Annotated in this window: 11 protein-coding genes; all 11 read right to left on the minus strand. The window is 68.7% G+C overall.

The features are described from left to right. Positions 1-5 precede the first annotated feature (5 nt). The 11 genes from AB2U05_RS12440 to AB2U05_RS12490 all read right to left on the minus strand — a co-directional run bounded on the left by AB2U05_RS12440 (position 6) and on the right by AB2U05_RS12490 (position 13,039). Positions 6-1,052, minus strand: coding sequence for an ABC transporter ATP-binding protein (locus tag AB2U05_RS12440; protein WP_369183219.1), 1,047 nt, complete (start codon positions 1,050-1,052; stop codon positions 6-8). A gap of 153 nt (positions 1,053-1,205) precedes the next feature. Further along, complete coding sequence (locus tag AB2U05_RS12445) at positions 1,206-2,375, minus strand: ABC transporter ATP-binding protein (protein ID WP_369183220.1); 1,170 nt, start codon at positions 2,373-2,375, stop codon at positions 1,206-1,208. Then, positions 2,365-3,417 carry an ABC transporter ATP-binding protein gene (locus AB2U05_RS12450; RefSeq protein WP_369183221.1) on the minus strand — a complete coding sequence of 351 codons (1,053 nt, stop codon included), beginning with the start codon at positions 3,415-3,417 and terminating at the stop codon, positions 2,365-2,367. The genes AB2U05_RS12445 and AB2U05_RS12450 overlap by 11 nt, the downstream gene beginning before the upstream one ends. 16 nt (positions 3,418-3,433) lie before the next feature. Then, a complete protein-coding gene (locus AB2U05_RS12455; RefSeq protein WP_045705522.1) occupies positions 3,434-4,348 on the minus strand; it encodes an ABC transporter permease in 915 nt (304 codons plus the stop codon). A gap of 76 nt (positions 4,349-4,424) precedes the next feature. Then, complete coding sequence (locus AB2U05_RS12460; RefSeq protein WP_045705516.1) at positions 4,425-5,351, minus strand: ABC transporter permease; 927 nt, start codon at positions 5,349-5,351, stop codon at positions 4,425-4,427. 109 nt (positions 5,352-5,460) lie between these two features. Next, entirely contained in the window at positions 5,461-7,083 is a 1,623-nt protein-coding gene (locus tag AB2U05_RS12465; RefSeq protein ID WP_045705518.1) for an ABC transporter substrate-binding protein, read from the minus strand. A 219-nt stretch (positions 7,084-7,302) separates the two neighbouring features. Further along, on the minus strand, positions 7,303-8,319 hold the full coding sequence (locus AB2U05_RS12470) for an ABC transporter ATP-binding protein (RefSeq protein ID WP_369183222.1): 1,017 nt from the start codon (positions 8,317-8,319) through the stop codon (positions 7,303-7,305). Beyond that, positions 8,312-9,364, minus strand: a complete 1,053-nt coding sequence (locus AB2U05_RS12475; RefSeq protein ID WP_369183223.1) for an ABC transporter ATP-binding protein — start codon at positions 9,362-9,364, stop codon at positions 8,312-8,314. The genes AB2U05_RS12470 and AB2U05_RS12475 overlap by 8 nt, the downstream gene beginning before the upstream one ends. Before the next feature lie 19 nt (positions 9,365-9,383). Next, positions 9,384-10,334, minus strand: a complete 951-nt coding sequence (locus tag AB2U05_RS12480) for an ABC transporter permease (protein ID WP_045704887.1) — start codon at positions 10,332-10,334, stop codon at positions 9,384-9,386. Next, complete coding sequence (locus AB2U05_RS12485) at positions 10,327-11,256, minus strand: ABC transporter permease (RefSeq protein ID WP_045704885.1); 930 nt, start codon at positions 11,254-11,256, stop codon at positions 10,327-10,329. Before AB2U05_RS12485 ends, AB2U05_RS12480 begins: the two co-directional genes overlap by 8 nt. A gap of 139 nt (positions 11,257-11,395) precedes the next feature. Then, positions 11,396-13,039 (minus strand): ABC transporter substrate-binding protein, encoded by a 1,644-nt coding sequence (locus AB2U05_RS12490; RefSeq protein ID WP_045704884.1) that lies wholly within the window; start codon positions 13,037-13,039, stop codon positions 11,396-11,398. Positions 13,040-13,260: the final 221 nt, after the last annotated feature.

Consider the following 13,260-nt stretch of genomic DNA (forward strand, 5'->3'; position numbering starts at 1 on the left):
CCGGCTCAGCCGTGCAGCGTCTCCCGCCAGTAGTGGCAGGCGCTGCGGCGGCCCGGCAGCTCGCCGCCGCCCTCGCCCAGCACCGGTGTCAGCAGCGGGAGTTCGGTCAGGCAGCGGTCCTGCGCCCGGTCGCAGCGGGGATTGAAGGCGCAGCCCTGCGGGATCTGCAGCAGGCTGGGCGGCAGGCCCTTGATGGCGTGCAGGTCCCGCCCCTTCTGGTCCAGCCGGGGGATCGAGTCGAGCAGGCCGCGGGTGTACGGGTGCGCCGGGCGGGCGTACAGCTCGCGCACCGGGGCGGTCTCGACGATCCGGCCCGCGTACATCACGGCGATCTTGTCCGCGGTGTCGGCCACCACGCCCAGGTCGTGGGTGATCAGGATCAGCCCCATCCGGAACTCGGCCTGCAGCTCGGCAAGCAGGTCCATCACCTGGGCCTGGACGGTCACGTCCAGCGCGGTGGTCGGCTCGTCGGCGATGATCAGGTCGGGCTGCAGGGCCAGCGCCATGGCGATCATGATGCGCTGGCGCATGCCGCCGGAGAACTGGTGCGGGTAGTCGCCGACCCGCTGCTTGGCGGCCGGGATGCGGACCCGTTCCATCAGCTCGACGGCCTTGGCCTTGGCCTCCGCCCGGGACAGGCCCTGGTGCACCCGGAACATCTCGCCGAGCTGGTAGCCGACGCTGAGCACCGGGTTGAGCGCGGACAGCGCGTCCTGGAAGATCATCGCGATCCGCTGGCCGCGGACGGCCCGGCGGGCCCCGGCGGACATGGTCAGCAGGTCCTCGCCGCGGAAGAGGATCCGCCCCGCGGAAATCCGGGCCGGCGGCACGTCCAGGATGCCCATGATCGCCTGCGCCGACACCGACTTGCCCGAGCCGGACTCCCCCAGCACCGCCAGGGTCTCGCCGGCGGCCACCGAGTAGCTCACCCCGTTCACGGCCCTGGCCACGCCGTCCCGGGTGTGGAACTCCACGTGCAGGTCGTCGACCTCGAGCAACGGGGTCCCGGGCGCCAGGCTCGGCCGGCTTCCGATCACCTCCACCGCGTCCATCAGCAGCCCTCCTCCGCGCAGCGCGACCTTCGCCGGGCGCAGAGCAACTATCAAGGACGGGGCCGCACTTGGGGAGGGCGCGGGAGATCTCGGTTGCATCACGGCGAAAGGGCGCGCCCCCGGGAACGGGGACGCGCCCTCGGGCCCGCGGTGCTACTGCTGCTCCGGCTCCGGGCCGTTCTCGCGCTCCGCCGCGCTCTGCCCGTTCTCGCGCTCCGCCGCGCTCTGCTCGATGTCGCGCTCCGCCGCGAAGTGACACGCCGAGTCGTGGAACGCCCCGCCCTCCAGCCAACTCGGCGAGACGAGCAGCGGGACCTCCACCGCGCACCGCTCCTGCGCCTTCCAGCACCGCGTCCGGAACCGGCAGCCGGACGGCGGGTTGGCCGGCGACGGCACGTCCCCGGTGAGCACGATCCGGTCGCGCGACTCCCGCGCGGCCGGGTCCGGCACCGGCACGGCGGACAGCAGCGCCTGGGTGTACGGGTGCGTCGCGTGGTCGTAGATCTCGGTGTCGCTGCCGATCTCGACCATCTTCCCCAGGTACATCACCCCGACCCGGTCGGAGATGTGCCGGACGATCGAGAGGTCGTGCGCGATGAACATGTACGACAGGTTGAACTCGCCCTGCAGCTGCTCCAGCAGGTTGATCACCTGCGCCTGCACCGACACGTCGAGCGCCGACACCGGCTCGTCGCAGATGATGATCTCGGGCTTGAGCGCGAGGCCGCGGGCGATGCCGATGCGCTGGCGCTGGCCGCCGGAGAACTGGTGCGGGTACCGGTTGATGTACTCGGGGTTGAGCCCGACGACGTCCAGCAGGTCCTGGACGGCCTTGCGGCGGTCGCCCTTGGGCGCGACCTCGGGGTGGATCTCGAAGGGCTCGCCAATGATGTCGCCGACCGTCATGCGCGGGTTGAGCGAGGTGTACGGGTCCTGGAACACCATCTGGATGTTGCGCCGGACGGACTTCAGCGCGGCCCCGCTCAGCCGGGAGATCTCCTCGCCCTTGTACTTGACGGACCCGCCGGTGGCCGGCTCCAGGTTCATCAGCACCTTGGCCAGCGTGGACTTCCCGCAGCCGGACTCGCCGACGACGCCCAGCGTCTCGCCCTGCATCAGGTCGAAGCTGACCACGTCGACCGCCTTGACCGCGCCGACCTGCTTCTTGAGCAGCACGCCCTGGGTCAGCGGGAAGTGCTTGACCAGGTCGCGGACTTCGAGGATCGGTTCGCCGCGCCGCACCTCCTGGGTGAAGGCGGTCTCCTCCGGCTCGGCCACGCCCAGGGCGCTGGAACCGTGGGGGGCCGTTCCCTCAACGGTCATGGAGGGTCTCCTTCCAGAAGAAGCAGGCGCTGCCGCGGCCTTCCAGCGGCGTCCCGTCGTCCTCGGTGACGGGGAACAGCTCCGGCACCTCGGCCCGGCAGACGTCCTGCGCGCGCGGGCAGCGCGGGTTGAAGGCGCAGCCCGGGGGGATCCGCAGCAGGTTCGGCGGCAGGCCCTTGATCGCGTACAGCTCCTGGCCCTTCTGGTCCAGGCGCGGGATGGAGTCCAGCAGGCCGCGGGTGTACGGGTGCGCGGGCCGCGCGTACAGCTCGTGCACGGGCGCGGTCTCGACGATCCGGCCCGCGTACATGACGGCGATCTTGTCGGCGACGTCGGCGACCACGCCGAGGTCGTGGGTGATCAGGATGAGCCCCATGTTGTACTCGGCCTGCAGCTCGGCGAGCAGGTCCATCACCTGGGCCTGGACGGTCACATCCAGCGCGGTGGTGGGCTCGTCGGCGATGATCAGGTCCGGTTCCAGGGCCAGCGCCATGGCGATCATGATGCGCTGGCGCATGCCGCCGGAGAACTGGTGCGGGTAGTCGTTCACCCGCTGTTTGGCGGCCGGGATGCGGACCCGCTCCATCAGCTCGACGGCCTTCGCCTTGGCCTCCGCCCGGGACAGGCCCTGGTGGGCGCGGAACATCTCGCCCAGCTGGAAGCCGACGCTGAGCACCGGGTTGAGCGCGGACAGCGCGTCCTGGAAGATCATCGCGATCTTCCGGCCGCGGATCCGGCGCCGCTCGTCCTTGCCCATCTTCAGCATGTCCTGGCCGCGGTAGCGGATCTCCCCGCGCGGGATCCGGGCCGGCGGCATGTCCAGGATGCCCATGATCGCCTGCGCCGTCACCGACTTGCCGGAGCCGGACTCGCCGAGGACGGCCAGCGTCTCCCCGGCCCGGACGCTGTAGTTGACGCCGTTGACGGCCCTGGCCACGCCGTCCCGGGTGACGAACTCGACGTGCAGGTCCCGTACGTCGAGCAGCGGCCCCTGGTACGCCGCGTCCTGTTCGCCCTGGGTGGTGTCCACCGCTGTGGTCACGTTGCGCTCCCCTCGCTCAGCGAAGCTTCGGGTCGAGGGCGTCGCGCACCGCGTCGCCCAGCATGATGAAGGCCAGCACGGTGACGGACAGCGCGGCGGCCGGGAAGAACAGCACGTACGGCGCCGTGCGGATCACCTTCTGGGCGGAGGAGATGTCGATGCCCCAGGAGATGGTCGGGTCCTGCAGGCCGATGCCGAGGAAGCTCAGCGTCGCCTCGGCGGCGATGTAGCCGCCGAGCGCGATGGTGGCGACGACGATCACCGGGGCGATCGCGTTCGGCAGGATGTGCCGGAACATCAGCCGCCCGGTCCCGGCGCCGAGCGCCCGGCCGGCCACCACGTAGTCGGCCTGCTTGACGGTCAGCACCGCGCCGCGCATCACGCGGGCGATCTGGGTCCAGCCGAGCACCCCGAGCGCGATGACCACGCTCCACACCGTGCGGGTGGAGAAGGCGTTGAGCAGCACCAGGGCGCCGAGCAGCAGCGGGATGCCGAAGAAGATGTCGACGATCCGGGAGATCACCGCGTCGACGGCGCCGCCGAAGTACCCGGCGACCATGCCGGTGAGCCCGCCGATCACGGTGACCGCGGCGGTGACGAAGATGCCGACGGTGATCGAGGCGCGGGCGCCGTACACCACCCGGGCGAAGATCGAGCGGCCCTGCGCGTCGTAGCCGAACCAGCCGTTGCCGAAGACGTCGCCCCAGTCCGGCCGGCGCAGGTAGTTGTGCACCAGGTCGGCCTTGCGCGGGTCGGCGTCGGTGAAGGCGTAGGGGAAGATCGCCATCACGACCAGCAGCAGGATCAGGACCGCCGAGAGCAGGAAGATCGGCCGCCGGCGCAGGTCCCGCCAGGCGTCGCCCCACAGGCTGCGGGCCTCCTCGCGCTTCGCGGCGTCGGGCTCGACCAACGTCTCCTGCTCGACGGCCATGCCCTGCTCGCCCGCGTAGTCGAGGCGCGAGAGCCCGGGCTTCGGGTGCGGCTCGTACGAGTCCTCGTCGTGGATGTCAGGCATAGCGGATCCTCGGGTCCAGGACGGCGTAGAGGAGGTCGACGAGCAGGCTGGCGACCAGGTAGACGATCACCAGGACGGTCACGATGCCGACCACGGTGGGGCCTTCCTTGGTGTTGATCGCCCGGTACAGCACGTTGCCGATGCCCTGCACGTTGAAGATGCCCTCGGTGACGATCGCCCCGCCCATCAGGGCGCCGAGGTCGGTGCCGAGGAAGGTGACCACCGGGATAAGCGAGTTGCGCAGCAGGTGGCGGGTGATGATGGTCCGCCGGGGCAGGCCCTTGGCGACCGCGGTGCGCATGTAGTCGGCCCGCAGGTTCTCGCCGATGGACGTCCGGGTGAGCCGGGCGACGTACGCGAGCGAGAGCGAGCCGAGCACGACCGCCGGTAGCGCCAGTTGGGAGAGGTCCCGGGAGTCCTGCACCGTCGGCGTCACCCAGCCGAGGTTCGTGGCGAAGATGGTCTGCGCGATGTAGGCCAGCACGAAGACCGGGACGGAGATCACCACCAGGGTCAGGATCAGCACCGCGGTGTCCGCGATGCTGCCGCGGCTCAGGCCGGAGATCAGGCCGAGCGCGAGGCCGAGGACCATCTCGAAGACGAAGGCCAGCAGCGCGAGCCGGATGGTGATCGGGAAGGCGTCCTTCATGATGTCGGAGACCGGCCGGCCGGTGAAGCTGGTGCCGAAGTCCCCCTGGAAGAGGTTCCCCATGTAGTGCAGGTACTGCTTCCAGATCGGCTGGTCGAGGAAGTACTTGTGCTTGATGCTGGCCACCACGGCCGGGTCCGCCGCCTTCTCGCCGAACAGGGCGGTCACCGGGTCACCCGGCAGCGTGTAGACCATCAGGAAGATCAGCAGCGTGGTGCCGAAGAACACCGGGATCATCTGCAGCACCCGCCGCAGCACGTAACTGCCCATCCGAGCCTCCTTCTTCCTAGGTAGCCGGCCGGTCGGGCGGACCGGTCGGCCGGGAGGGCCGGGCCCCGCCCTCCGTGCGGGGAGGGCGGGGCCGGCGGGAGCCGATGGATCAGCCCTTGACCTCGACCTGGGTCCAGGCCGGGTTGCCGAAGGAGTCGAACTTGACGTTCTGCACCTTGGTGGAGAAGCCCGAGTTGGTGCGGTAGTACCAGAGCGGGATGGCCGGCATCCCGCTCGGCAGCACGGCCTCGGCCGCCTGGTAGCCGCTCACCGTGTCGGCGACGCTCGCGGCCTCGTCGGCCTTGGTGGCGGCCTCGTCGAACTTCGGGTCGCTGTAGCCGAAGTCGTTGGAGGCGGCGCCGGTGCGGTACACCTCGTTCAGGAAGTTGGCGTTCAGCGGGTAGTCCTGCACCCAGCCGGTGCGGAAGGCGCCGTTGAGCGAGTGCGAGGTGATCGCCGCGCGGGCGGTCTTGAAGTCGGACTTCGGGTCGCCCAGGCAGTCGACACCGGTGTTCTGCCGGATCGAGTTGCAGACCGCGTCGACCCACTCCTTGTGGCCGCCGTCCGCGTTGTAGGTGATCAGCAGCTTGTTGCCGGGGACGCCGCCGCCCTCCTGGATCAGCTGCTTGGCCTTCGCCGGGTCGAACTTGCAGAAGTCGCCGCAGGCGCCGTCCTTGAAGCCCTCGACGCCCTCGGCGACCCACGCGGTGGCCGGCTTGCGGGAGCCCTGCAGCACGGTCTTGGTGATGGTGTCGCGGTCGATCGCCATCGACAGGCCCTGGCGCACCTTGGCCTTGTCGGCGCCGGCCCAGTCGGCCTGGTACAGGGTGAAGCCGATGTTCTGGATGGCGCCCTGCGGGGCGTCGATCGCCCGGTCGCCCAGGTCGTTCTTGTACGTCGCCAGCGCGGACGGCGGCACCTGGTCCATCACGTCCAGGTTGCTGGACTGCAGGTCCGCGTAGGCGGCCTCGGACGTGGTGTACATCTTGAAGCGGATGCCGCCGTTCTTCGGCTTGTCCACGCCCTGGTAGTCCGGGAAGGCCTTGGTGACGACCTCGGTGTTGTGGGCCCAGCTGACGAACTGGTAGGGGCCGTTGCCGACCGGCTTCTGCCCGTACCCGGCCGGGTCCTTGAAGAAACCGTCCGGCAGCGGGGAGAAGGCGATGTAGCCGAGCTTGTACGTGAAGTACGAGACCTTGTTGCTCAGCTTGATGGTGAAGTGCAGGTCGTCGGTGACGGTCAGGCCGGACATCGTGTCGGCGGTCGGCTGGCCGCTGGCCGGGTGGACGTCCTTGTAGCCCTCGATGTCGGAGAACCAGGAGCTGTTGATCTGGGCGTTCTTCGGGTTGGCGCTCCAGTTCCAGGAGTCCACGAAGTTCTTGGCGTGCACCGGGGTGCCGTCGTGGAACTTCCAGCCGTCCTTCAGGGTGACGGTGAAGGTCTGCGAGTCGCTGGTGTCGATCTTGTCGGCGACCTGCATGCGGATCTTGGCGGTGCTGGGGTCGTAGTCCACCAGCCCCTTGAAGAGGTTCTGGATGATGCGACCGCCGCCGACCTCGTTCGCGTTGGCCGGCTGCAACGGGTTCTGCGGCTCGCTGCTCTGGTAGCTGAAGGTCTTGCTGGCGTCCGACGAGCTGCCGCCTCCTCCGCCACTGCTGCTGCAGCCGGTGGCCGCCAGGGCCACGGACGTAGCGGCGGCGAGGACCAGGCGAGCACGGGCGGCTACGGGCATGGAGGTCCCTCCTCATGGTGTGTGTCGCATCACACCCCATGAGAAGCGCGCCCCGGCGACGGCGCGAGTCGGGAGCACCCGGACGGGTGCCGTGACCCTGCGCCGAGTTGACGCCGCGACGGATCGGCGCCGGTCCCGGTCCGCGCGGCTCCCGGCCCGGGAACGCCGGAAGGGCCCGCGGCCGGAGCCGCGAGCCCTTCCGGGTGTGCCAGGGGGACGTCAGGCCGCGGCCGACTCCCGGACCTCGGGGAAGTGGCAGGCCGAGTCGTGCGCGGCCGGGCCCTCCAGCGTGGTCGGGATCGCCAGCAGCGGGACCTCCTCGGAGCAGCGGTCCTCCGCCTTCCAGCACCGGGTGCGGAAGCGGCAGCCGGACGGCGGGTTGGCCGGCGAGGGGATGTCGCCGCTGAGGATGATCCGCTCGCGGTTCTCGCGCGCCGTCGGGTCCGGCACCGGCACGGCGGAGAGCAGCGCCTGGGTGTACGGGTGGGTGGCGTTCTCGTAGATCTGCTCGTCGGTGCCGATCTCGACCATCTTGCCGAGGTACATCACGCCGACGCGGTCGGAGATGTGCCGGACGATGGAGAGGTCGTGCGCGATGAACATGTACGACAGGCCGAACTCGCCCTGCAGCTGCTCCAGCAGGTTGATCACCTGCGCCTGGACGGACACGTCCAGGGCGGAGACCGGCTCGTCGCAGATGATGATCTCGGGCTTGAGCGCGAGGCCGCGGGCGATGCCGATGCGCTGGCGCTGGCCGCCGGAGAACTGGTGCGGGTACCGGTTGATGTACTCCGGGTTCAGGCCGACGACGTCCAGCAGGTCCTGGACGGCCTTGCGGCGGTCGCCCTTGGGAGCCACCTCGGGGTGGATCTCGAAGGGCTCGCCGATGATGTCGCCGACCGTCATGCGCGGGTTGAGCGAGGTGTACGGGTCCTGGAACACCATCTGGATGTTGCGGCGGACGGCCTTGAGGGCCGAACCCTGCAGCGTCGAGATGTCCTCGCCCTTGAAGAGCACCTGGCCGGAGGTGGCCCGCTCCAGGTTCATCAGCACCTTGGCCAGCGTGGACTTGCCACAGCCGGACTCGCCGACGATGCCGAGGGTCTCGCCCTTGGCCAGCTCGAACGAGATGCCGTCGACCGCCTTGACCGCGCCGACCTGCTTCTTGAAGAGGACGCCCTGGGTCAGCGGGTAGTGCTTGACCAGGTCCTTGACCTCCAGGATGGGCTCAGCCATGGAGGGTCTCCTTCCAGAGGTGGCACGCGCTGGCGCGGCCGATGAGCTCCTTGCCGTCCTTCTCCGTCACCCGGTGCAGCGGGGGGATCTCGGTACGGCACAGGTCGGTGGCGACGTCGCAGCGCGGGTTGAACGCGCAGCCGGTCGGCACCTTCAGCAGGTTCGGGGGCAGGCCCTTGATCGCGTAGAGCTCCTGGCCCTTCTGGTCCAGGCGCGGGATCGAGCGGAGCAGGCCCTTGGTGTACGGGTGCGCCGGGCGGGCGTACAGCTCGTGCACCGGGGCGGTCTCGACGATCCGGCCCGCGTACATCACGGCGATCTTGTCCGCGACGTCGGCGACCACGCCGAGGTCGTGGGTGATCAGGATCAGGCCCATGTTGTACTCGGCCTGCAGCTCGGCGAGCAGGTCCATCACCTGGGCCTGGACGGTGACGTCCAGGGCGGTGGTGGGCTCGTCGGCGATGATCAGGTCCGGTTCCAGGGCCAGCGCCATGGCGATCATGATGCGCTGGCGCATGCCGCCGGAGAACTGGTGCGGGTAGTCGTTCACGCGCTGCTTGGCGGCGGGGATGCGGACCCGCTCCATCAGCTCGACGGCCTTGGCCTTCGCCTCCTTCTTGGAGGCGCCCTGGTGCACCCGGAACATCTCGCCGAGCTGGTAGCCGACGCTGAGCACCGGGTTGAGCGCGGAGAGCGCGTCCTGGAAGATCATCGCGATCTTCTGGCCGCGGATCTGGCGCCGCTCCTCGTTGCTCATCTTGAGCATGTCCCGGCCGCGGAACAGGATCTCGCCCTTGGTCACCTTGCCGGGCGGCATGTCCAGGATGCCCATGATGGTCTGGGCCGTCACGGACTTGCCGGAGCCGGACTCGCCGAGGACGGCGAGGGTCTCGCCGGCCGCGACGGAGTAGTTGACGCCGTTCACGGCCTTGGCGATGCCGTCCCGGGTGTGGAACTCCACGTGGAGGTCCTTGACCTCCAGGAGGGGAGTGCCGACTTCGAGCCGGTCGCTCTTCTGGTTGTTGTTCTCGATCACGGTGGTCATCGGGTCGTCACCTCTTCTCTCAGCGGAGCTTCGGGTCGAGGGCGTCGCGCACCGCGTCGCCGAGCATGATGAACGCCAGCACCGTCAGGCTCAGCATTCCGGCGGGGAAGAACAGGGCGAACGGGGCCGTACGGATGGACTTCTGGGCCGAGCTGATGTCGATGCCCCAGGAGATGGTCGGGTCCTGGAGACCGATGCCGAGCCAGCTCAGGGTCGCCTCGAGGGCGATGTAGCCGCCGAGCGCGATGGTGGCGACGACGATCACCGGGGCGATCGCGTTCGGCAGGATGTGCCGGAACATGATCCGGCCGGTGCCGGCGCCGAGCGCCTTGGCGGCCGTCACGAAGTCGGCCTGCTTGATGGTGATGACCGAGCCGCGCATGACGCGGGTCATCTGGGTCCAGCCGAGGGCGACCAGCGCGAACACCACGCTCCACACGGTGCGCGAGGTGAAGGCGTTGAGGATCACCAGCGAGCCGAGCAGCAGCGGGATGCCGAAGAAGACGTCGGTGAGGCGGGAGATGATCGTGTCGACCCAGCCGCCGAAGTAGCCGGCGATCATGCCGGTCAGACCGCCGACGATGGTCACGCCGACGGTGACGCAGATGCCGACGACGACCGAGGCGCGGGCGCCGTAGATCACGCGGGCGTAGATCGAGCGGCCCTGGATGTCGTAGCCGAACCAGTCCGCCTGGAAGAAGTTGGTGTAGTCCGGCTTGCCCAGGTAGTGGGCGCGCAGGTCACCGGCGCGCGGGTCCACCGAGGTGAACAGGCCCGGGGCGATCGCGATGACGACCAGCAGCAGGATCAGCAGCGCGGAGATCACGAAGATCGGCCGGCGGCGCAGGTCGTGCCAGGCGTCGGAGCCGAGGCTGCGGGCCTTCTCCGGCTTGGCCACGGCCGCCGCGGCGGCCCCTTCGCGCGGGGAGGGGATCTGCCCCGCGTCCTTCTTCTCGGTCAGGTCAGGCATAACGAATCCTCGGGTCCAGGACCGCGTAAAGCAGGTCGACGATCAAGCCGGCGGCCAGGTACACAAGCACCAGGAAGGCGACGAAGCCGGAGACCGTCGGCCCCTCCTTGTGGTTGATCGCCATGAAGAGCGCGTTGCCGACACCCTTGACGTTGAAGATGCCCTCGGTCACGATCGCGCCGCCCATCAGGGCGCCGAGGTCGGTGCCGAGGAAGGTGACCACCGGGATCAGCGAGTTGCGGAGCAGGTGGGTGCCGATCACCTTGCGCCGCGGCAGGCCCTTGGCCACCGCGGTGCGGACGTAGTCCGCCTTGATGTTCTCGGCTATGGAGGTACGGGTGAGGCGTGCGACGTACGCCAGCGACAGCGAGCCGAGCACGACGGCCGGCAGCACCAGCTGGGAGATGTCGTTGCTGTCCTGGACGGTCGGGGTGACCCAGCCGAGGTTCTGCCCGAAGACCGTCTGGAACACGAAGCCGAGCACGGGGACCGGGATCGAGATCAGCAGCAGGGTCATGACCAGGGTGCCCTTGTCGAAGAGCTTCCCGCGGCGCAGACCGGAGACCAGGCCGATGCCGACACCGAGCACGATCTCGATGGCGAAGGCCAGCAGGGCCAGCCGGATGGTGACCGGCAGGGCCTCGGTGATCACGTCGAGCACCGGCCGCTGGTTGCCCAGCGTCTTTCCGAAGTCACCGGTGACCAGGCCCCCCATGTAATCGAGGTACTGCTGGATCAGCGGCTCGTCGAAACGCATCTGGTGCTTCAGGGCGGCGAGCTGGACCGGGTCCGGCGCCTTGTCGCCCCACATCGCGGCCACCGGGTCACCCGGCAGCACGTGCACCATAAAGAAGATGAGCGCGGTCGTTCCGATGAACACCGGGATCATCTGGAGCAGTCGCCTCGCGACAAAGCGCCCCATCGTGCCTCCATGTTGGCTCTGCCGGGCCCGTCAACCCGGAGAGATAAGTCGGCGTGCCAACGGCCGGTGCCAGTCCTCTCGCCCTTGTGGGGATGGACGGGCACCGGCCGTTGTCACCGGGTCAGGCGGTGCCGACCGATTACTTCTTCTTGACCTCGACGTCGGTGTAGACCGGGTTGCCGAAGGAGTCGAACTTCACGTTCTGGACGTTCTTCGAGTAGCCCGAAGAGGTCTTGTAGTACCAGAGCGGGATGGCCGGCATGTCCTTGGCCAGGACGGCCTCGGCCTGCTGGTAGAGCTCGGCGGTCTTCTCGACCGAGGTGGCCGCGTCGGCCTCCTTGGTGAGCTTGTCGAACTCGGGGCTCGAGTAGCCGGCGTCGTTGGCCGCGGCACCGGTGCCGTAGACGTCACGCAGGAAGTTGGCGTTCAGCGGGTAGTCCTGCACCCAGCCGGTACGCATCATGCTCGGGACCTGCTTCTTGGTGACCAGGTCGCGCGAGGTCTTGAAGTCGGGCTTCGGGTCGCCCAGGCACTCGACGCCGGTGTTCTGGCGGATCGAGTTGCAGACCGCGTCGACCCACTCCTTGTGACCACCGTCGGAGTTGTACAGGATGGTGATCTTGTTGCCGGGGACGCCGCCGCCGTCCTGGATCAGCTGCTTGGCCTTCGCCGGGTCGAACTTGCAGGCGTCGCCGCAGGTGCCGGCCTTGTAGCCCATGACGCCCGGGGCCACGAACGCGTCGGCGGGCTGGCGGTTGCCGTTGAGGACCGTCTTGGTGATGGTCTCGCGGTCGATCGCCATCGAGAGGCCCTGACGGACCTTCTCCTTGCCCGGGGCGTTCCACTCCTGGTTGTACAGGGCGAACGAGATGTTCTGGATGGCGCCCTGCGGCTGGTCGACCGCGCGCTTGCCCAGGTCGTCCTTGTACTTCGGCAGGTCGGTCGGGTCGACCTGGTCCAGCACGTCGAGGGTGTCGGACATCAGGTCCTTGTACGCGGCCTCGCCGGCCGTGTAGTTGCGGAAGATGATTCCGCCGTTCTTGGCCTTGTTCGTGCCCTGGTACTTGTCGTAGGCCTCAAGGGTGATGGCCTTGTTGTGCTCCCACGACTTGAACTTGTAGGGGCCGTTGCCGACCGGCTTCTCGCCGTAGCCGGCCGGGTCCTTGAAGAAGCCCTCGGGCAGCGGGTAGAAGGAGGAGTAGCCGAGCTTGTACGTGAAGTACGAGACCGGGCTGGTCAGGTCGATGGTGAAGTGCGTCTCGTCGACGACCTTCAGACCGGACATCTCCTTGGCGGTCGGGTCGCCCTTCTCCGGGTGCACGGCGTCGTAGCCGGCGATGTCGGAGAACCAGTCCGAGTTGATCTGGTTGTTGGCCGGGTTGGCCGACCAGTTCCAGGAGTCGACGAAGGACTTGGAGGTGACCGGGGTGCCGTCGTGGAAGGTCCAGCCGGACTTCAGGGTGACGGTGTAGTGCTTGGCGTCGGTGGTCTCGATCTTGTCGGCCACCTGGTTGCGCAGCGCGCCGGTCGCCGGGTCGTAGTCGACGAGGCCCATGAAGAGCTGCTTGACGATGCGGCCGCCCTGGTTCTCCATGGCGTTGGCCGGCTGCAGCGGACGCTGCGGCTCGCCGCTCTGGTAGCTGAAGACGCCGTTGGGGTCGACCGCGGAGCTGTCGTTGCTACCCGCGGAGTTGTCACTGCTGCCACCGCTACCACAAGCAGTCGCGGCGAGGGCGACAGCAACAGCTGCGACAACCCACTTGGCCTGGCTCGCACCGCGCATCGGTGTGCCTCCTGAATTCGACGTTGCAACGAGGAGAGCACTGCGGACGGTTCATACCGGGCCCGCTGTGCCGTCCGCGCTCGTGGTTTCGGCGCGCACCCCTGCGCGTTAACCCTTGACCCGAGCCTGACTGGCTCCACTATCCGTCACGCACGGACACGAAAGTGACCAGTGACGATCTCAATTAGGTCACATGAACAGTCGGTAAGTTTCGAAAACCG

It is taken from the genome of Streptomyces sp. Y1 (genome assembly GCF_041053115.1).
In the GTDB taxonomy this organism is placed as follows: domain Bacteria; phylum Actinomycetota; class Actinomycetes; order Streptomycetales; family Streptomycetaceae; genus Kitasatospora; species Kitasatospora rubellomurina.